Annotated in this window: 21 protein-coding genes and 1 pseudogene; 14 read left to right on the forward strand and 8 right to left on the reverse strand. The window is 44.7% G+C overall.

Going from position 1 to position 18,715, the window contains the following annotated elements:
• The first annotated feature begins 10 nt into the window (after positions 1 to 10).
• The 3 genes and pseudogenes from PAP_RS03165 to PAP_RS03175 all read left to right on the forward strand — a co-directional run bounded on the left by PAP_RS03165 (position 11) and on the right by PAP_RS03175 (position 2,577).
• The gene (locus PAP_RS03165; RefSeq protein ID WP_048164657.1) at positions 11 to 745 is read left to right on the forward strand and encodes a uracil-DNA glycosylase family protein; all 735 of its coding nucleotides are present in this window, start codon (positions 11 to 13) and stop codon (positions 743 to 745) included.
• Positions 745 to 1,620, forward strand: coding sequence for an adenosylcobinamide-phosphate synthase CbiB (gene cbiB / locus PAP_RS03170; RefSeq protein ID WP_048164658.1), 876 nt, complete (start codon positions 745 to 747; stop codon positions 1,618 to 1,620). The genes PAP_RS03165 and cbiB overlap by 1 nt, the downstream gene beginning before the upstream one ends.
• Positions 1,614 to 2,577, forward strand: a pseudogene (locus tag PAP_RS03175) (aminotransferase class I/II-fold pyridoxal phosphate-dependent enzyme). Before cbiB ends, PAP_RS03175 begins: the two are co-directional and overlap by 7 nt.
• Here PAP_RS03175 and PAP_RS03180 read toward each other — a convergent pair.
• The 6 genes from PAP_RS03180 to PAP_RS03205 form a co-directional block, all read right to left on the reverse strand.
• Positions 2,574 to 3,077: a 4Fe-4S dicluster domain-containing protein gene (locus PAP_RS03180; RefSeq protein ID WP_048164659.1), complete on the reverse strand. Its 504-nt coding sequence runs from the start codon at positions 3,075 to 3,077 to the stop codon at positions 2,574 to 2,576. The pseudogene PAP_RS03175 and the gene PAP_RS03180 overlap by 4 nt on opposite strands.
• 5 nt (positions 3,078 to 3,082) lie before the next feature.
• Positions 3,083 to 4,138, reverse strand: a complete 1,056-nt coding sequence (locus PAP_RS03185) for an FAD-dependent oxidoreductase (protein WP_048164660.1) — start codon at positions 4,136 to 4,138, stop codon at positions 3,083 to 3,085.
• A gap of 5 nt (positions 4,139 to 4,143) precedes the next feature.
• Positions 4,144 to 4,521 carry a 4Fe-4S dicluster domain-containing protein gene (locus PAP_RS03190; protein WP_048164661.1) on the reverse strand — a complete coding sequence of 126 codons (378 nt, stop codon included), beginning with the start codon at positions 4,519 to 4,521 and terminating at the stop codon, positions 4,144 to 4,146.
• A 5-nt stretch (positions 4,522 to 4,526) separates the two neighbouring features.
• The gene (locus PAP_RS03195; RefSeq protein WP_048164662.1) at positions 4,527 to 5,012 is read right to left on the reverse strand and encodes a 4Fe-4S dicluster domain-containing protein; all 486 of its coding nucleotides are present in this window, start codon (positions 5,010 to 5,012) and stop codon (positions 4,527 to 4,529) included.
• A 1-nt stretch (position 5,013) separates the two neighbouring features.
• Positions 5,014 to 7,047, reverse strand: coding sequence for a formate dehydrogenase subunit alpha (gene fdhF / locus PAP_RS03200; RefSeq protein WP_048164663.1), 2,034 nt, complete (start codon positions 7,045 to 7,047; stop codon positions 5,014 to 5,016).
• Between the two features lie 68 nt (positions 7,048 to 7,115).
• The gene (locus PAP_RS03205; protein ID WP_052649050.1) at positions 7,116 to 8,108 is read right to left on the reverse strand and encodes a formate/nitrite transporter family protein; all 993 of its coding nucleotides are present in this window, start codon (positions 8,106 to 8,108) and stop codon (positions 7,116 to 7,118) included.
• A 391-nt stretch (positions 8,109 to 8,499) separates the two neighbouring features.
• Between PAP_RS03205 and hydB the strand changes: the two genes are divergently transcribed.
• Genes hydB through PAP_RS03230 form a run of 5 tightly spaced genes read left to right on the forward strand, consistent with a single transcriptional unit; the run spans position 8,500 to position 13,034 of the window.
• Entirely contained in the window at positions 8,500 to 9,603 is a 1,104-nt protein-coding gene (gene hydB, locus PAP_RS03210) for an NADPH-dependent hydrogenase/sulfhydrogenase 1 subunit beta (RefSeq protein ID WP_048164664.1), read from the forward strand.
• Positions 9,600 to 10,451: a hydrogenase subunit gamma gene (locus PAP_RS03215; protein ID WP_048164665.1), complete on the forward strand. Its 852-nt coding sequence runs from the start codon at positions 9,600 to 9,602 to the stop codon at positions 10,449 to 10,451. The genes hydB and PAP_RS03215 overlap by 4 nt, the downstream gene beginning before the upstream one ends.
• A gap of 10 nt (positions 10,452 to 10,461) precedes the next feature.
• Positions 10,462 to 11,253, forward strand: coding sequence for an NADPH-dependent hydrogenase/sulfhydrogenase 1 subunit delta (gene hydD / locus PAP_RS03220; protein WP_048164666.1), 792 nt, complete (start codon positions 10,462 to 10,464; stop codon positions 11,251 to 11,253).
• Complete coding sequence (gene hydA / locus PAP_RS03225) at positions 11,253 to 12,533, forward strand: NADPH-dependent hydrogenase/sulfhydrogenase 1 subunit alpha (RefSeq protein ID WP_084177568.1); 1,281 nt, start codon at positions 11,253 to 11,255, stop codon at positions 12,531 to 12,533. The genes hydD and hydA overlap by 1 nt, the downstream gene beginning before the upstream one ends.
• A gap of 51 nt (positions 12,534 to 12,584) precedes the next feature.
• Entirely contained in the window at positions 12,585 to 13,034 is a 450-nt protein-coding gene (locus PAP_RS03230; RefSeq protein ID WP_048164668.1) for a hydrogenase maturation protease, read from the forward strand.
• On the opposite strand, the gene PAP_RS03235 is transcribed toward PAP_RS03230, so the two are convergent.
• The gene (locus tag PAP_RS03235; RefSeq protein ID WP_048164669.1) at positions 13,024 to 13,290 is read right to left on the reverse strand and encodes a hypothetical protein; all 267 of its coding nucleotides are present in this window, start codon (positions 13,288 to 13,290) and stop codon (positions 13,024 to 13,026) included. The genes PAP_RS03230 and PAP_RS03235 overlap by 11 nt on opposite strands.
• Positions 13,291 to 13,477: 187 nt before the next feature.
• Between PAP_RS03235 and glyA the strand changes: the two genes are divergently transcribed.
• The 5 genes from glyA to PAP_RS03255 all read left to right on the forward strand — a co-directional run bounded on the left by glyA (position 13,478) and on the right by PAP_RS03255 (position 16,756).
• On the forward strand, positions 13,478 to 14,749 hold the full coding sequence (gene glyA, locus PAP_RS03240) for a serine hydroxymethyltransferase (RefSeq protein WP_048164670.1): 1,272 nt from the start codon (positions 13,478 to 13,480) through the stop codon (positions 14,747 to 14,749).
• Between the two features lie 112 nt (positions 14,750 to 14,861).
• The gene (locus tag PAP_RS03245; RefSeq protein ID WP_048164671.1) at positions 14,862 to 15,203 is read left to right on the forward strand and encodes a transcription factor S; all 342 of its coding nucleotides are present in this window, start codon (positions 14,862 to 14,864) and stop codon (positions 15,201 to 15,203) included.
• A 37-nt stretch (positions 15,204 to 15,240) separates the two neighbouring features.
• Positions 15,241 to 15,414: a hypothetical protein gene (locus tag PAP_RS10325; protein ID WP_169738670.1), complete on the forward strand. Its 174-nt coding sequence runs from the start codon at positions 15,241 to 15,243 to the stop codon at positions 15,412 to 15,414.
• A gap of 2 nt (positions 15,415 to 15,416) precedes the next feature.
• Positions 15,417 to 16,163: a DNA polymerase sliding clamp gene (locus tag PAP_RS03250; RefSeq protein ID WP_048164672.1), complete on the forward strand. Its 747-nt coding sequence runs from the start codon at positions 15,417 to 15,419 to the stop codon at positions 16,161 to 16,163.
• 20 nt (positions 16,164 to 16,183) lie between these two features.
• A complete protein-coding gene (locus PAP_RS03255) occupies positions 16,184 to 16,756 on the forward strand; it encodes a DNA replication complex subunit Gins51 (protein ID WP_330217310.1) in 573 nt (190 codons plus the stop codon).
• Between the two features lie 149 nt (positions 16,757 to 16,905).
• On the opposite strand, the gene PAP_RS03260 is transcribed toward PAP_RS03255, so the two are convergent.
• Positions 16,906 to 17,895: a 4Fe-4S dicluster domain-containing protein gene (locus PAP_RS03260; protein ID WP_048164674.1), complete on the reverse strand. Its 990-nt coding sequence runs from the start codon at positions 17,893 to 17,895 to the stop codon at positions 16,906 to 16,908.
• Positions 17,896 to 18,103: 208 nt separating this feature from the next.
• Here PAP_RS03260 and PAP_RS03265 point away from each other — a divergent pair, with 208 nt between their 5' ends.
• On the forward strand, positions 18,104 to 18,607 hold the full coding sequence (locus PAP_RS03265; RefSeq protein WP_048164675.1) for a PadR family transcriptional regulator: 504 nt from the start codon (positions 18,104 to 18,106) through the stop codon (positions 18,605 to 18,607).
• The last annotated feature ends 108 nt before the right edge of the window (positions 18,608 to 18,715 follow it).

The raw sequence follows: 18,715 nt of genomic DNA on the forward strand, positions 1-18,715 counted from the left end.
TTTATCCTTTATGCTGCTGATGTTTGAGAGCTTAAAGAGGGTCGGCGAAATTTACATAAACCCAAGAAATTTCAAAATTATGCCTCTGTCTCTGAGAACCTGGAAAGATTTGCTCTCTCTGGATGAAAAGACGTATGGAATTTACGCAAGAACTATTTACAACCCAAAGGAGAGATTTTTAGTTAAAAACAAAGAAGACAGAGAAAAAGCTCTTAAACTGGATGAGCTTTATAGAGAGCTCCTCCAGAACCCTCTTCGCTTTTGCCATGAGGAGTATTACAAATATCAGCTTGAAGTTAAGGCTTTTGAGGGTCTCCCCTTTGCAAATGGCTGGGTTGGGTCAAAAGTCGTTCTCGTCGGCGAGGCACCGGGAAGGAAGGGATGTGGGTTAATGGGCATCTGCTTTTACAGGGATGCCTCCGGAATGCTGCTTAGAAGGGCTCTATTCTCTCTCGGAATAAACCCCGATTTTTTATACATCACCAACGTTGTTAAGTGCAATCCGCCGGGGAACAAGCTTAAGGGTTTCGATGAAAGGGAGCTTTCACTCCTTAAGAAGGAGCTTGAAATTCTGAAGCCCAAAGCCCTTTTCGCCATCGGCAGAACGGCGGAGAAAGCCTTGAAAAAGCTCGGCTTTGACTCAATGTATCTCAAACACCCAGCATGGTATGTGCGGCGTGGAGTGAGGGAGCCAAGTGGGGAGATGCTGGAGGAGTACAGCAAGATAATGGAGGTCATTGGATAATGAGTGCCATCACTACTTTCTTTCTCGCTATTCTCTGGGATTTAATCTTGGGAGAACCTCCCGCCCTAGTTCATCCCACGGTATGGTTTGGAAAATTGATTGGCTTTTTTGATAAGCATTACAAAAGGAGAAGCCCGACTTTAGATTTCATTGGGGGAGCTTTTGCTTCCCTGTTTGTGATCGCATTTGCCTTTGCACTCTCAAAGCTCCCAGAATTTTTACCAAAATGGTTTAGCTTTGTTCTGGGAGTTTACCTCCTCAAAAGCTCCTTCGCAATTAAGAGCCTAGCGGAGCACGTAGGGAATACAATCCGCGAGGATATTGAGGAGCAGAGAAAATATGTCAGCTGGATTGTGAGTAGAGACGTAAAAAGGGTCGATAGGGCTCACTTAAATTCAGCGGCAATTGAAAGCTTGGCAGAAAACATAACGGACAGCATAGTTGCTCCTCTTTTTTATTACTTACTCTTTGGCCTAAGCGGTGCCCTTGTCTATAGGGCAATAAACACTCTTGATGCAATGATTGGCTACAAAAATGAGCGCTATTTTTACTTCGGCAAGTTTGCAGCCAGGCTGGACGACCTGCTCAACTTCATTCCGGCTAGGATAACGGTTTTCCTCTTCCTTCCATTTAATCCAAAAAGAGTGCTGGAATACTACAAAAGGGCAAAGTTTAAGCTCAATTCCGATAAACCGATAGCCGCTATGAGTGCCGTCCTCGGCGTTTGGCTCGAGAAGGAGGGACTTTATAGGTTTGATGGAGTAGAACCAACGCTTGATGACATAAAAAGGGCTCTTAGGGTTTATTGGATCCTCATTGGTGAGTGGATTTTGGCATGCATGATAATACTCGCTTTGGAGGTGCTCCTATGCTAAAACCGGTGAAATTCAAAGCCCACCACGGGGGCTCTCGTGAGGAAGGCCTCTTGGATTTCTCGGCTTCACTGAATCCCTATACTCCTCCATGGCTTGATGAGATGTTTAAAAGGGCTAAGGAACTCTCAAGCCGCTACCTCTATTGGGAAAAGCTTGAGGAAGAGCTTTCAAACCTGATTGGCGAAAGCATAACGATAACGGCTGGAATCACTGAGGCGTTGTATTTGCTTGGCATCCTCGCCATGAGGGAAAAGCGCAGGGTGATAATTCCAAGGCACACTTATGAGGAGTACGAGCGAATCTCTAGAATTTTTAATGCCGAAGTTATCAAATGTCCAAATGAGCCGAAGAAACTTGCTGAGCTCGTGGAGAAGGGGAGTATAGTTTTTTTTCTGCAACCCAAACAATCCTGACGGCCGTTATTATTCCCCAAGAGAGCTTAAACCGCTTATCGATGCCGTTGAGGATAAAGAAGCTCTCCTCCTTCTTGATGAAGCATTCATAGACTTCGTCAAAAATGCCAAAAGCCCGGAAGGAGGGAACATCCTAAAGCTGAGAACATTCACGAAGAGCTATGGCCTCCCGGGAATCAGGGTTGGCTACGTCATCGGCTTTGAGGAAGCTTTTAAGAGCGTTAGAATGCCTTGGAGCATTGGGTCTCTCGGCTACGCCTTCCTCGAATTCATCATAAAAGACGAGTCCCGCTTTTTGAAAGAGACTATGCCTTTGATTTGGAAGGAAAAGGAGCGGATGGAGAAAGCTTTGGACGTCAAGAGCGACGCCAACTACTTCATCAAGAACGTTGGGGATGCTAAAACCTTCGCCGAAAGTCTGAAGAAAAAGGGAATCCTAGTGAGGGACTGCTCATCATTTGGGCTCCCAGAATATGTGCGCTTCAGCGTAAGAAAGAAGGAAGAAAACGAAAAGCTGATTGAAGCTTTTGAGCACTTTCTCTAAAGCATCTTTCCGACGCTCTCAAAAGCTTCCAGTGAAATTCTCTCCCTCGCTATTTTTTCCGCGGTCCTCTTCCTTATGTTTTCCTCGACCTCCTCAGGCTTTCCAAAGAATATTGCTTCGGCTGGGCACATTTCGCTGCACGCTGGTGCTAGGCCAAGCTCCCTCCTATTGGCACACATATTACACTTTGTAACCGCTTTTACTTTCACATCGAAGCTTGGGACTCCAAAGGGGCACACCGCCAAGCACATATAACAGCCAATGCACTTGTCCGGGTCTATTATTACAGCTCCATCGTGGTCTTTATATATCGCTCCTGAAGGACAAACATCCATACATGGGGCTTTCTCACAGTGGCGGCAGTTTATTGGAATTGGAAGGCCGCTCATGGTATAGTAAATCTTTATGTTGGGCTTCCCGTGGTGAAGGAACTCACAAATCCCTTGGCATGTCTCACATCCTATGCACAAGCTGTAGTCAACGTGAAGGACCCTCTTCATTCCAATCACCTCCCCTCAAGCCAAAGGTGTATGCTTTCAGCCGCTAAGAGACCATCTAAAACTGCCCTACCAACTTTTGATGGTCCCATAACAACATCTCCAGCCGCAAAGACCCCCTCTCTGCTCGTCATATGCCTTGCATCAACTAGTATGTTCCCCCACTTGTCCACAGCTATTCCCGCTTGCTCGCTAAATGGGGGTGTGGGCTTTTGTCCAACGGCGAATATAACGTAGTCTACATCTATTTGGAAGTTTGAGCCCTCTATGGGTATGGGCCTTCTCCTTCCGCTCTCGTCTGGCTCACTTAGCTTACACTTTTGCAGTTCAATAGCCCTAACCTTGCCGTTCTCACCAATAATGCGAACTGGCATAGTCAGCTCGAGCCACTTAACCCCCCTCCTTTGGAGGAGGTTAATCTCATAGGGACCAGCTGGGGCCTCTCTTATCGTCCTCCTATAGCTCAAATAAACCTTCTCCGCACCGAGAAGCACACTTTCCATGGCGGCATCAACAGCTGTGTGGCCTGCTCCGATGACCATTACTCTCTTTCCTTCCACAGGCGTTACATTGTCCCAGCTCAAGTGGCCGAGCTTTGCGCTTTTTATCCTGAAGAGATAGCCCAAAGCGGGATAAACTCCCTCTAACTCGGCTCCTTCTATTTTTGGAATTGTTGACTTCCAAGTGCCTGTTGAAATTAGAACGGCATCATAGCTTTCAACGAGCTCATTGAAATTCACGACGTTTTCAACAAAGTCGTCTCCTTCCTCTTTTTCGTTTCCAAAGGCAACTTTCGTGTTTGGGTAAAATTTAACTTCGAAGACGTTTTCAAGCTCCCTGTATCCGTTTCTAACACGATAGATGGGAATCCTAAATTCAGGGATTCCAAAGAGCATTAAGCCACCTGGCTCTGGAAGCTTGTCATAAACGTGAACCTCATGACCGTGACACACTAAATAGCCAGCCGCACTGAGTCCAGCTGGACCACCACCAATTATGGCGACTTTTTTCCCAGTAGGTTTTGGTTTTTCCCTACATAGAAATGCAAATCTCATTCCACTCATAGCCATCACCCCAAATAACCCTCATATTTTGTCGCTACATCAAAAATCTTCTTTCTTTTACACTCATCACATAAATAAGCTATCTGTGAGTCCTCTCCCATACTTTCGAGCTTTTTCGATAAATATTCAGCTTCTTTAAGCACATGCTTAAGCTTCTTCCCACATCTTGCGCAGTGTGCATACTCAAAGAGTAATGTGGCATCATCGGGCTTTCCATCTATTGCATGGGTAGGACAGGCATCGTTGCACTCGTATTCGCATTCGCCGCACTTCGCGGGCTCAAAGACTATCTTTCTAACCTCCTCTTCAAAAATTGAAATGGCGTTGAAGGGGCACGCCTTTGCGCAGATGCCGCAGCCAATGCAGAGGCTTTCTTTTAGCATGCCCCTCACCCGAAGAGTGCTATTTTTTCTATGGCCTTTCTCTGAGCTTCAACTATACGCTCTGCTTTGCGCTTTCTCTTTTCTTCCATGATCTCATTTATTTCACCAAATACGAGTGCATCTGTTGGACAAACGCTTGCACACAGCGGGAGATTCCCCTCCTTTCTTCTGTCAGCACAGAGATTGCACTTGACGGCAAGCTCCTTGATCGGGTCAACTATTGGAATGGCGTAAGGACAAACGGCTGAGCACATGTAGCAGCCAATACACTTCTCTTCGTTGATTATTACCGCGCCATCTCCGTCTCTTTTTATGGCCTTTGTTGGGCACACCTCTATACATGGGGCTTTCTCACAGTGGCGGCAGTTCAGCGGAACGGCCATATCTTCAAACTCATAAACACTTATGAAGGAAATTCCATGTTCTTTTTCACAGGCTACCTCACACGCCTTACAGGCTATGCACCTTCCCAAGTTTATGAAGAGCTTCATCTCACATCACCTTCTCCACTCTACATGCACTCACCTTAAGTTCGGGTATCTTAGCTTCGGGATCAAGAACGTCGTTTGTCAGAACGTTGGCTCCCCAGTGCCACGGTACTCCAATTACACCTTCGCCAATGCGCTTCGTAATCTTAGCTTTGCACTCATAAGAACCGCGCCTCGTCACAATCCTAATCTTATCCCCGCTCTCAATTCCAAGCTTTTGGGCATCTTTTGGATTAATTTCCGCGTAAGCTTCGCCCCATCTTTTGGTGAGTGCTTTACTCCTTCCACTCATTGTGACCGTGTGGTACTGTCCCACAACTCTAAAAGTCGTCAGCATGAAAGGATATTCCTCATCGGGGAGCTCTGCCGGTGGCTTGAATTCCACAGGAATTATGTTTGCCTTTCCATCTGGTGTGGCAAAGCTCTCCACATGCAAGCGCTTTGTTCCGGGGTGGTCTTCGCTTGGGCATGGCCATTGAATTCCCTCAACATCGCGCTTGAGCCTCTCGGGGGTAATTCCCCTGTACTGGGGTGCCACTAATGCTATTTCTCTTGTAACGTCCTCGACACTCTCGTAGTCAAACTTTAGGCCAAGAGCTTTGCCGAGCATTGTTAGTATTTCCCAATCGGGTTTAGCTTCCTCTGGTGGCTCGATAGCTTTGAAGTTCCACTGGACTCTTCTTTCGCTCGCTGTAAAGGAGCCCTCTTTCTCGGCATAAGCGGCTGCAGGTAGAATATAGTGGGCGTATTTAGCAGTCTCCGTTAGAAAGATATCCTGCACGACGAGAAGCTCGAGCTCTTTCAAAGCTTCAATCACGTGCTTTGTGTTGGGGTCGCTCACTACAGGGTTTTCACCCATTATATAGAGTGCCTTAATCTCACCTTCATGAGCTTTGTTTATTATTTCAGGAATTGTTAAACCTGGCTCGCTTGGGAGCTCTTCGACGCCCCAAATCTCTGCCACGCGCTTTCTCTTCTCATCGTCGGTGACCTTTTGGTAGCCGGGCAAGACATTTGGCAAAGCGCCCATATCACAAGCTCCCTGCACGTTGTTTTGGCCGCGCATTGGGAATAAGCCGGTTCCTTCTTTGCCCACATAGCCACATATTAGTCCCAAGTCAGCTAAAGCTTTAACATTGCCAGTTCCCGTTATGTGCTGTGTAAGCCCCATGGCCCACATTATTATTCCTCTTCCTGCGGTTGCAAACGTCACGGCGGCTTCTCTAATTAAGTGTGCGGGAATTCCAGTGATTTTCTCGGCATACTCTGGTGTATATTCCTCAACAACCTTAATGAGCTTCTCAAAGCCTTTAGTTCTCGAGAACACGAACTTCTTGTCGTAGAGGCGCTCCTTTATTATGACGTGCATCATGGCGTTCGCTAAAGCTATATCGGTTCCAAGCCTTAGTGGGAGATGCATATCAGCGAACCATGCTGTTTTCGTCTTCCTCGGGTCAACTACAATTATTTTAGCACCGTTGTCTTTTGCTCTCAAAATGTAGCGCATCAAAACAGGATGGGTCTCTGCTGGATTGTAGCCCCAAATAAGGAGAACTTTTGCCTTTGGTATGTCATCATAGGAACCGCTTTGAGCTGCTGCCCCAACAGTTTGAGCTAAGCCTGCTACGGTTGAAGCGTGACAAAGCCGTGCACAGTGGTCAACGTTGTTTGTGCCGAGGATACGTGCTATCTTTTGGAGGAGGTAGTTCTCTTCATTTGAACATCTTGCACTAGAGAAGAAGCCTAAAGCATCTGGGCCGTATTTATCTCTGATTTCTAAAATCTTCTCAGCAATCTCTTTTATGGCCTGTTCCCAGCTTATTTCCTCGAAGCCGTTTTCGGTGCGCTTTAGCGGCTTTGTAAGTCTATCGTTATGTCTGAGGAAGTCTAAAGCGGTTAGGCCTTTAGGGCACAGCTTCCCCTCATTAACGCCACCCTCGTAAATCTCTACCTCTACGGGCTCTCCGTTGAGGGTCTTTATGTAAAACCTACACCCCATCCCACAGTAGGGGCACAGACCAATTGTGAGCTTTTCCATCTTCACCACCCATTTGCATTTTTATGTTAAAATTTAAAAAGTTTTGGAAAAATTTAAACAAGTTTATGTTAAACCACTCTCTTCCTCACTGTATATGTCACGCCAATTCCGTAAATGCTTATAGCTAGGGGTACTGCCCAGAGAGCTACTTTTCCAAAGCCATTTAGCACGTAAGCTATTCCTGCAGGTATAAAGACCATGAGCACGGCGAAAATTGCTAGGAGTGTCAGGAAGTCAGTGATCTCTTTGAATGCATTCTCACCATCAGCTAAGTACCAGTGGTAAAATCCAACAAAGAGAAAGCCCCCAACGGCGTTTCCAATGGTGACGGGTATTATGTTCTTGAAAAAGTCGAGCCATGTAATGGCGTAGTTGCTTGCAAATATAGCACTCGTAATAGCCCACATATTTGCTATGCTGTGCTCAAATCCAATAGCAACGAATGCAAATATTGGGAACCATGTGACGAGGACTTTTCCGGCAGTGTCCTTTGCTCTAACATAGAGCCATATGGCAACGTTAACAAGCCAGTTACAGCCTACAGCAAGCCAAAACGCCTTCCAAGGAGTTATGTTAACTTTGTATGCTCCTATGCCCACAAGAACATCCTTGAAGAGTCCACTTGCGAATAAGCCTGTGCCGTAGATTGCTAAGAACGCCAAAAATACGCTACCTATAAAGTTGCCTGCATAGCTACCGACCCAATTGTAAAGGACGTCCTTAATCTCAACCTTCTTTGTTAGCTTGGATATAGACACAATTTGGGCATTGCCTGTCCAGAGGTCGGCTCCACCGACTAGAACGGCTATAAGTCCCACAGGGAATACTGCACCTAAGAGGAGCTTGAATAGCGATGTATTTGGAAATGTCCCAAACTTTGAGTGGAAGCTTGCACTGGCCACTATCGCCAGCATGAATCCGAAAGCAATGTAGGCACCGGCCATGAAGCCTGCAAAGAGGAGCTTTGAGGGTGTGGCTTTGGTTTTAGTGTATCCTATATTGGAACAAGCATCTACGCCTTCATGCACATTATATAGGACACATGTACAATTATCTTCCATGATGACCACCTCAATTGAAAATGTATTATTGTATTCATTCTTCTCTTAAACATCTCCGTTTAAAAGCCTTTTTTAAACGCCCTTTGTTCAACCTAAGGTGCATAATTGCTTGTTTAGCAAAATAGAGAACATTAACGTTGAATTTGAATCTTTGAAGTAATTTTATATGCATTAATGATACATTTATGCATATATTAACTTCCAGTGATAAATTTAGCGTTATCTGATTTTAAATTCGTAGCACCAAATCTTTCGCAATTAACGCATTCTTAACCTTAGGTTGATAAACTAAGGATTTAGAAAGGCTTTTTTAACTTTCAATTGAGCTAGTCTCAGGGATGGATAGAATTGAGCATATGAACGAGGATATACATCTACTGGGGTGATAAAAGTGAGATATGTTAAGCTTCCAAAAGAAAATATTTACGAATTCCTTGGTCGTTTGAAGGAATACGGGACACTTTACGCTCCCGTCAAAATTTCAGAAAAGTTTTATGACTTCAGGGAAGTCGATGACGTCAAAAAGGTTGAGTTCCATTACAACAGGACTATAATGCCGCCAAAGAAGTTCTTCTTCCTTCCAAGGGAGAAGCTCTTTGAGTTCAGTATTTCAAAAGCAGAGTACAAAGAAACGATTGAAAACGTTGAGCCATTTGTACTCTTTGGACTTCACGCATGTGATATCTTTGGGCTGAAGATACTTGATACTGTCTATTTAGACGAATTCCCAGACAAGTACTACAAAGTAAGAAGGGAAAAGGGCATCATCATCGGAATTAGCTGTATGCCTGATGAATACTGTTTCTGTAACCTCAGAGAGACAGATTTTGCGGACGATGGGTTCGATCTCTTTTTACATGAGCTCCCAGATGGATGGCTCGTTAGAGTTGGCACCCCAATAGGCCACAGAATTGTGGATAAAAACATAAAGCTCTTTGAAGAAGTCACCACTCAGGACGTCTGCAACTTTAGAGACCTTGAGAAGAAGAGAGCTGAGGCATTTAAGTATCATGAAGACTGGGGCAACCTTCGCTATCTGCTCGAGCTCGAAATGGAGCACCCAATATGGAATGAGCAGAGCGAGCTTTGTTTAGCCTGTGGTAACTGTAACACTACATGCCCAACTTGTAGATGTTACGAGGTTCAAGACATTCCAAGCCTTGATGGCGATACAGGATATAGGGAGAGAAGATGGGATTCCTGTCAATTAAGAAGCCACGGCTTAGTTGCTGGAAACCACAACTTCAGGCCCACAAAGAAGGATCGCTTCATGAACCGCTACCTATGTAAGAACTCTTACAACGAGAAGCTCGGTATGAGCTTCTGTGTAGGATGTGGAAGGTGTACATACTTCTGCCCTGCTGGTATAAGCTTTGTTGAGAACTTGAGGAGAATAATGGGGATTGAAGATAAGAGCTGTCCCTCAGAGATTAGTGAGGAAATTCCAAAGAGGGGATTTGCTTACGCAAGTGATGTGAGAGGTGAGGACATATGAACGACAACCCTTACGCATTAGAAAAAGCCAAAGTTTTGAAAGTTTACACTTTAACAGAAACAGAAAAACTCTTCCTCTTTAGATTTGAAAACCCAGAGATAGCTGAGAGCTGGACATTTAAGCCCGGTCAATTCGTCCAATTAACAATCCCCGGTGTTGGAGAAGTACCAATTAGTATATGTTCTTCTCCAATGAGGAAGGGATTCTTTGAGCTCTGTATTAGAAGAATTGGAAGAGTAACTAATGTAGTTCATAAACTAAAGCCAGGAGACACCGTCCTTGTTAGGGGGCCATATGGAAACGGTTTCCCAGTTGAGGAGTGGGAAGGCAAGGACTTACTCCTAATAGCAGCTGGTCTTGGAACAGCTCCCCTAAGAAGCGTATTCTTATACGCAGTGGACAACAGATGGAAGTTTGGAAACATCACATTCATCAACACCGCCCGTTATGGAAAGGACTTGCTCTTCTACAAGGAGCTTGAGGCTATGAAGGACTTAGCTGAGGCTGAGAACATAAAGATAATACAAAGCGTTACACGTGATAAGGAGTGGCCCGGAAGGAAGGGAAGACCTCAAAACTTCATAGTTGAGGCAAACACAAATCCAAAGAACACTATAGTGACAGTTTGTGGTCCACCAAGAATGTATAAGGCTGTATTTGAGTATCTCATCAACTATGGATACAGACCAGAGAACATCTTCGTTACACTAGAGAGAAAGATGAAGTGCGGTATTGGAAAGTGCGGGCACTGTAACGTTGGAACAAGCACCTCATGGAAATACATATGTAAGGACGGACCTGTGTTTACATACTTCGACATAGTATCAACACCAGGGTTGTTGGACTGAGGTGGTAGAAATGGAGAACGGAAAAGTTAGAGTTGGATTTTACGCTCTCACATCATGCTATGGCTGTCAACTACAATTTGCCATGATGGATGAAATAATTCAGCTCCTCGATAAGGCTAACATTGAGTGCTGGTTCATGGTTGAACGCGATAGCGATGAGGATAGGGAAGTTGATATAGCGTTCATTGAGGGAAGCATTTCAACAGAGGAGGAAGTCGAGCTCGTAAAGAAGATTAGAGAGAAGGCGAAGATTGTCATAGCTGTTGGTTCATGTGCCGTCCACGGTGGAGTGCAGAGCTGGGGCAACGACAAGGAGCTTGAAGAGCTCTGGAAGACTGTCTATGGTGATGGTAAAGTCAAATTCGAGCCAAGAATGGCAGAGCCCGTTGAGAAGTACATTAAAGTTGACTACAGGCTCTATGGTTGCCCACCGGAGAAGAAGGACTTCCTCTACGCTTTAGGAACATTCCTAATCGGTTCATGGCCTGAGGATATCGATTATCCAGTATGTGTCGAGTGTAGGCTTAAGGGCAATTCATGTATACTCATCGAAAAGGGAGAACCATGCCTTGGACCATTAACTGTTGCTGGATGTGATGCAAGATGTCCAAGCTACAACATAGCGTGCATTGGATGTAGAGGTGCTATAGGCTACGACGTTGCATGGTTCGACTCACTAGCTAAGACATTCAAAGAGAAGGGTCTAACAAAGGAGGAAATCCTTGAGAGAATGAGAATATTCAACGCCCACAACCCGAAGCTTGAAGAGATGGTTAACAAAATCTTTGAGGAGGGAGAATGATGTATATACCAATTACTGTTGATCACATTGCACGTGTAGAGGGAAAAGGCGGAATTGAGATAGTCATGGGCGACGAAGGCGTTAAGGAGGTCAAGCTCAACATCATTGAAGGTCCAAGGTTCTTTGAGGCTATAACAATTGGCAAGAAGCTTGAAGAAGCCTTGGCCGTTTATCCAAGAATTTGCTCATTCTGTTCAGCAGCTCACAAACTCACCGCCGTAGAAGCAGCTGAGAAGGCTGTTGGATTTACCCCAAGGGAAGAGATACAGGACTTGAGAGACCTCCTGTATATAGGCGACATGATTGAAAGCCATGCACTTCACCTTTACTTGCTCGTCCTCCCGGACTACCTCGGTTACTCCAATCCACTCAGCATGCTCGACAAGTACAAGAAAGAAATCGAGTACGCGATGGCCCTAAAGAATATCGGTGCTAAGATAATGGACTATTTAGCCTCAAGACCGATCCATCAGGAGAACGCCATAATGGGAGGTTTTGGAAAGCTCCCAACAAAAGCCCAGTTTGAAGAACTTAAGAGGGAACTTAAAGAGGCTCTCCCGATGGCGGAATATACAGTGGAGCTCTTCTCAAAGCTCGAGCAGTACAAAGAGGTCGAAGACAAGGAAATGATACATATGGCAGTTAAGCCGAGGAACGGCGTTTACGGCATCTTTGGAGATTACATTAAGGTCAGCGATGGCTTTGAGTTCCCAGTTGAGGACTATCAAAAGCACATCGTTGAGCGCGTTGTGGAGCACAGCTTTGCCAAACACTCATTCTACAAGGATAAGCCTTTCATGGTCGGTGCAATCTCAAGAATAGTTAACAATGCTGACCTGCTCTATGGTAGGGCCAAAGAACTTTATGCACAGTACAAGGATCTCCTTCGCTATGACAACTGCTTTGCCAACAACTTTGCCCAAGCACTTGAACTTGTCTACTTCATAGAGAGGGCTATAGACATAATTGATGATACTCTCGCAAAGTGGCCAATCAGGCCGAGGGACGAGGTGGAGATAAGAGATGGTCGTGGTGTCAGCATCACAGAGGCCCCGAGAGGACTCGTGGCATACACAATTGAGGTCAAAGACGGAAGGGTTGCATATGCAGACATAATCACACCAACAGCAATGAACTTGGCTATAATGGAGCGCCACGTTAGGATGATGGCTGAGAAGCACTACCAAGACGATCCAGAGCGCTTGAAGTATTTGACAGAGATGACAGTTAGAGCCTACGACCCATGTATCTCATGTTCAGTACACGTGGTTAAGCTCTGACTTTACCTTTTTATATTCCTTAACTCCCTTTTCTCTTTGGAGGTCTAGAGCATGGAAACACTTATTTTAGCTTTAGGAAACGAACTCATGAAAGATGACGGTGTTGGTCTTAAAGTGGGTAGAATCTTAGCTCAAAAAGGATACAATGTCATTGAGGTCGGCACGGACATATTCAGGCTCCAGAGGCACTACAATGGAGAAGAGCGATTAATAATCATCGACGCCATCTTGAGCGAGGAGTTCACGCCGGGTGAAGTCATTCACCTCAGCGGTGAGGAGGTTTTTGAGAAGCTGAAAGCAGAAATTAGGAGCGCTCACTTCATGGGGGCTATTGATGGTCTGAAGCTTTTGATGGCTTTAGATGAACGTTTGAAAAATGCTGAACTGCACTTCATAGGTGTTGTTGCGAAAGAAGTTGAGCTGGGGATGGAGCTTAGCGAGGAAGTTGAGAAAGCTGTGTCGGAAGTTGTGGAGCTTGTTGAGAAGATTGCTACTGCCTGATCTTATACTTCACCACATATTTTCCTTTCTCAAACGTTTCTTCGCTCTCTAAAACTTCTACAGGCTCGATATTAAGTCCAAAATCAATCGCTTCCCACTTTAAGTCATCAAAGTAGTCGTATAACCCACAGGTTTTGCAGAATGAACCCTTGAAATCTACCAGAACTTCATTTTCACTCACTCCTACAATTCTTGCTTCGGCTTCGCTTCCATGGTATTTATTGAACTCCTCGATAACTTTTTTGAGCTTCTCCATGTTCTCACCAAAATTAATTGGGTTTTGAAATTTAAAAAATTTGTTTCGAATTTCATACCAAAGAAAAGCTGGCTGGGAGTATGAAAATCTTTACATTTGTATAAAAATGTGCTGGAAGGGCTTAAAGCAAGGTTTAAATTATATGAGTGTAAAACCTTTCAATGCAAGTAAACGTTGAGGTGATAATATGAGCTATGCTGAACAGAAGGATAAGATTTTGGGCTTCATTGAGGAGCACGAGAAGTGGAGAAGTTCAACAATAAACCTGATTGCAAGTGAAAACATAACTTCCCCAACTGTTACAAGGGCTGTTGCTTCTGGATTTATGCACAAGTACGCTGAAGGCTGGCCAAAGCAAAGGTATTATCAAGGATGTAAGTTCGTCGATGAAGTCGAGCTCATTGGTATCGGTTTGTTCTGTGAGCTCTTTAAGAGTGATTTCTCTGATTTGAGGCCAATCTCAGGTACAAACGCTAACCAAGCTGTATTCTTTGGACTAACACAGCCCGGCGACTTAATAATCTCACTCCACACATCTCACGGCGGCCACATAAGCCACGCTGGCTTTGGAAGTGCCGGTATGAGAGGCCTTAGAGTTGAGACATGGCCATTCGATAACGAGGAGTTCAACATTGATGTGGACAAAGCTGCTCAGCTCATTAGGGAGAAGGAGCCAAAGTTAGTTGTCTTTGGAGGTTCACTCTACCCATTCCCGCACCCAGTTAAGGAGCTCGCTCCAGTTGCCAAGGAAGTTGGAGCCTACGTGATGTACGATGCCGCTCACGTTCTTGGCCTCATCGCTGGCGGTCAGTTCCAAGACCCACTTAGAGAAGGAGCCGAAATAATAACCTCATCAACCCACAAGACATTCCCAGGTCCCCAAGGTGGTGTCGTTATCTACAAGAACTTCGGCGAAGATGTAGCTAAGCTTCAATGGGCTATATTCCCAGGTGTCTTGAGCAACCACCACCTCCACCACATGGCTGGAAAGGCCATAACAGCTGCTGAGATGCTTGAGTTTGGTAAAGCCTATGCTGAACAAATAGTTAAGAACGCCAAAGCCTTGGCTGAGGCAATGGCTGAGGAAGGATTCAAAGTCATAGGTGAGCACAAAGGCTACACCGAGAGCCACCAAGTAATTGTTGATGTGAGCGATCTCCACGAGGCTGGCGGCGGATGGGCTGCTCCACTCTTAGAGGAGGCTGGAATAATCCTCAACAAGAACCTCCTCCCATGGGACCCACTTGAAAAGGTCAACACACCAAGTGGTTTGAGAATCGGTGTCCAAGAGATGACAAGAGTTGGAATGAAAGAGGACGAAATGAAGGACATTGCAAGATTCATAAAGAAGGTCCTCATCGACAAGGAAGACCCCAAGAAGGTCGAGAAGGAAGTCTTCGAGTTCAGGAGCAACTACCAAAAGGTCTATTACTCATTCGACTATGGACTTCCAGAATGAAGAAGTTTTCTTTTTCTCTTCGTCTTTTATTTCTCCAACCGCTAAGCTTTTATTAGCGTATCACTCATCCTTTTCTTAGGCTAAAATGATTTTAGATATGGAGGTGAGAGACATGGTCAAATTTTGCTCAAAATGCGGGAGCATAATGGTTCCTAAAGTCAAAGATGGAGTAAAAATATTAGTATGCAGGCGCTGTGGTCATGAGGAGCCATTAGAAGAGGAAACAGCTAAAGCTTATCAAGTCAAGCAGAAGATTAAACACGCCCCTGATGAGGGGGTTATTGTAGTTGAGCAAGATGTTAGAACCCTGCCAATAGCTAAAGGAATTAAGTGCCCCAAATGCGACAATGAAGAAGCTTATTGGTGGGAGCTCCAAACGAGGGCTGGTGATGAGCCTTCGACTATATTCTACAAGTGTACCAAGTGTGGGCACACATGGAGGAGCTATGAGTGAGCTCCTTGTTTTTACTTTTCCATTTGGGTGATAGAGCGTGGAGGAAAAGCTTCAACATGAAGTTTTAAAAAAATTGGCCGAGAAGGCTTTGAAAGAGTTGGAAGAGGCATATAAGAGGGTACCTGAGACGGACAATGGAAAAACTTATTTATGGAGAGGTAAAGAAAGAGTTAAATTACTGATTGACGTTCTCAATAGGATGGAGGTGTGAAGATGTTCGAGATAGTTTTTGATGGTGCAAAGGATTTTGCCGATTTAATAGCTACAGCAAGCAACTTGATTGATGAGGCAGCTTTTAAAGTGACGAATGAAGGCATTTCAATGCGCGCTATGGATCCGAGCAGGGTTGTTTTAATTGATTTGGACTTGCCCAATACCATATTCTCAAAATATGATGTCGAAAGTACGGAAACTGTGGGAGTGAACATTGACCACTTTAAGAAGATACTCAAGAGAGCTAAGGGGAAAGATACGCTCATATTGAAAAAAGGTGAAGAGAACTACCTCGAGATAATCCTTCAAGGTACAGCCACAAGAAAGTTTAAGCTTCCACTGATTGATGTTGAGGAACTTGAGCTTGAGCTCCCAGAGCTTCCATTCACAGCTAAGGCTGTTATTTTGGGTGAAGTGATAAAGGAAGCCGTTAAGGATGCTTCACTCGTGAGTGACAGCATCAAGATTATTGCGAAGGAGAATGAGCTCATCTTTAAGGCTGAAGGGGAAATCCAAGAAGTTGAAACCAAGCTTACCCTTGAAGATGAGGGGCTTTTAGACCTCGAAGTGGAGGAAGAGACTAAGAGCGCTTATGGAATAAGCTATCTAGCAGATATGGTCAAAGGCATTGGTAAGAGCGATGAAGTCATCTTAAGACTCGGCACGGAGATGCCACTCCAAATGGACTATCCTGTTAGAGACGAAGGGCGCTTAACATTCCTATTGGCCCCAAGAGTTGAGGATTGACTTCCTTTTACATCTTTTAGGTGATAACGTTGGATATATTACGGCTCAGAGAACTCTTGGAGAGGGAATTGGCAAGTAACGAGCTCGAACCATTAGATGATGAGTTTTATAAAGAATTTGACAGCCTAGTCAAAGCCTTAGAGTTTAAAGCGGATTCTTCGAAAGAGCGAGGAGACGAGATTGAAGAGAGGCTTTCTTTAGCAGAACTCAAAATTGCCAAGGAGCTTATGGGGGAGATAATTAGGATAAGGCTTCATAAGATTGTGGATCTTGCAGTTAAAGGAGTTCCTGCTTCTCTGCCTGGTGATGAGCATAAAGTGTTCAATATGCTGGTTTCATTCATAAATCGTGAGCCAGTGGCTATTCACGTGGAGGAAAAGATCGTTGAGAAAAAGTTTGAAGAGGAGAAGATTGAGGCTAAGCGTGCTGTAAGAGAAGCTTACCTCATTGAGATAGACATTCCAAAGGTGCTCGATGCGGATTTAAATGAATACGGGCCGTTTAAAAAAGGTGATTTGGTAGTTCTTCCTTTACAAATAGCAGCTATCCTCCTCGAACGAAAAGCAGCTAAGAGGATTAGGATTTCTCCATAGCTTTATTTTAGTGCCATTGGCCGCACGGGTGAGTTCCTTTCCTTCTCTTTGTTTATCGTTTCTGAGTGTTTGAATGTTAAAACAGAGATTTCACCAAAGTTTTCAAACAAAACATAGGGGAGTTCTAAGGTAATGGCTTAAGGTAGTTTCTACTTAGAGGACTGCTGAGTTTTTCTGCTTGATATTCGCTCATAGGCTTTTTTTATCCTGAAAAACTCCCCCTTGAAAAAAGTACACTCTTTAATGCAGATACCACATCCAAGAGTTTTGGAAAACACTACCGCACATTTCGTATAATCTATGTACTGTTTGCGGCCATCCTCGAGAATTTTTGGTTTTAGGTAAATAGCGTTTGCTGGGCAGGCCGAGACGCAGCGGTTGCAGACCTCGCAGAACTCAGGAATCCACGAGTAAAGATCCACCCTATCATCGGTATGGGGAAGATTCTCTATACTCGTGTATATTGCCGCTATCCTCTGGGATGGACCATTCCGTTCCGATATAAGGAGGGAGTGCTTCCCTATGTAGCCGAGGCCCGCCTTCTGTGCGAGGAGGGGAAAGTTGGTGCTCCCGCCTATCGGAGGGTCGGGTTGAGCGGCATAGCCCCGTTTCCTCATGAACTCGGAGAGTTTGTAGACCACTCTGCTGAGCTCGGCGTATGTTCTCCACACTTCCATACCACCAACCAAACTCGGAGCCTTCTCTATACGCTCCTTTCTCATGTCCATTAGAAGGACAATAGCGTTCTTGAAGAGAAGGGCCCTGTTTTTGAAGATGTACTCTACCGGAACTTCAGTATAGCCGATGGCCGAGACGCCGAGCTCTTTCGCATACGCCTCAAGCTCGCGAAAAAACTCCTCATCGGCTACTCTCTTCGGATTTTTAGGGTTTTTGCAGATGCTTTTGATGCTTTTGCGTGCGTAATATGCAGTTTTGATAAGATATGGGATGACAATGAGCATCTCTAGGATGCGAATTCCGGGACGGCCATAGACAGCAACAATTTCCGGGACAGTTCTGCCATCGAAGGAAGAAGAGGAAGGCTCAATCACCGGTGTTTCAAGAGGTACAAGCTTTCTAACGTCAGGGAGGACAAAAGAGACGAATTTTCTGACGAGCTTGATTTTTAGACTGGTCATCTCTCACACCCCTAACTCAAATAATTTGATAGGTTATGTGATTTTTGCTATTCTTTACCCTTAGCCAGTTCTTTTTATAGTCCCTGCAATCTGCTTCCCCAAACCCTTTTAAGGCCCATCGCTCAACATATTAAGGATGCATCCAAAGTCAATATATCTACTCTAGATATATTTGTTTAGATTATAAGCCTTTCGGCGGGTGTTGCCCATGTCATCCAAAGCGAGCGTCATGAGGAACATGTTTACGGTGCCCATGAGGAACATGATACTCCTGATAATTGCCCTTAAGGGGAAAGCTCATGGCTATGAGATAATCAAGGAGATAGAGAACATTACCTCCGGCGTGTGGAAGCCGAGTTATGGCAATCTCTACCCTATGCTAAACAAAATGGTTGAGGAGGGTTTTATAGAACCTCATGAAGAGTATCGGGGGAAGAGAAGGCTGGTAAAATACTCTCTAACTGATAAAGGCTGGACATGTCTAAAAGAAGCGAACGAAATTGCACTCAGGGGCCTTTATATGGCTGTTCAGTACCTTATAATGCTGAGAGAAAAGTTAGATACGATGGGTTACGGACGTGAAATAGAAACTGAAATCCTAGAGGAATATCTCAAACTCCTTGAGAACATCCGCGAGACTCTAAATACACAGATAGAGGCTCTGGAGAAAAAGCTAGAGGAGAGAAGAAAAGAGCTTAAAAGTAATCCCTGAACATCCCAGTTGGGTGAATATCTTCAATCCTATTCTCTATAAGACAGGTGATTAATAGTTACCATTAGGGATCCAAAAGAAAATTATATAAACCTAATTCACAAACCT

This window comes from Palaeococcus pacificus DY20341 (assembly GCF_000725425.1).
Lineage (GTDB): Archaea > Methanobacteriota_B > Thermococci > Thermococcales > Thermococcaceae > Palaeococcus > Palaeococcus pacificus.